General features: G+C 62.7%; 1 pseudogene. It reads right to left on the bottom strand.

Annotated features, from left to right (window positions below):
* Positions 1 to 770: pseudogene (locus tag EB835_RS20195) on the bottom strand (IS5 family transposase); the annotation flags it as partial.

Below are 770 nucleotides of genomic sequence, written 5' to 3'. Positions count from 1 at the left end.
CTAACCCCCGCCATTGCTTGACGTAGGCAAACGAACGCTCCACCACGTTGCGGTTCCGGTAGACACCGGCGTCGAACGCCGGCGGCCGCCCACCTTTGCTACCGCGCTTCTTACGAGTCGCGATCTGGTCTTTCTTCTCCGGGATCACCGCCCGAATACCACGCGAACGCAGATAGTCGCGGTTGGCTCTGGACCCATACGCTCGATCCGCCAGAACAGCGTCCGGACACGTGCGAGGACGACCACCGCCGACCCGCGGTACTCGAATGTCAGCCAGCACCTGCGGCAGGATCACCCCGTCGTGGCGCTGTCCGCCGGTGACCACGACAGCCAAAGGCCGGCCTTTGCCGTCGACGGCATGATGGATCTTCGTCGTCAGCCCACCACGTGAGCGACCGATGCCGTGCCCGGCGGGTTCACATTCCGAATCAGGCAGATTTTTGTAATTCGACGTAGCCCCCTGTGTCCTGATCGAGGCGTGTCGTGTTCGTCGCGTGCTGGTGAGCACGATTGATGGTGCCATCGACGGAGATGTTCCAATCGATGTCACCGGCAGCATCAGCATCGGAAAGCACCCGAGCTAAGACTCGGTCCCAGGTGCCGTCGGCGGCGTAGCGGCGGTGACGTTTCCATACTGTCTGCCACGGCCCGAAATGCTCGCGCGGCAGGTCACGCCAGGCGATGCCAGCGCGGTAGCGGTAGACGATTCCTTCGACGATTCGCCGGTTGTTCTCAAACGGTCGGGCTCTTTTGCCGACGTTTGAGGGCAG

Origin of the sequence: Brevibacterium sp. S22, assembly GCF_004745485.1 — a bacterium.
Taxonomy (GTDB): Bacteria; Actinomycetota; Actinomycetes; order Actinomycetales; family Brevibacteriaceae; genus Brevibacterium.
This window is presented reverse-complemented; position numbering and strand designations above follow the sequence as displayed.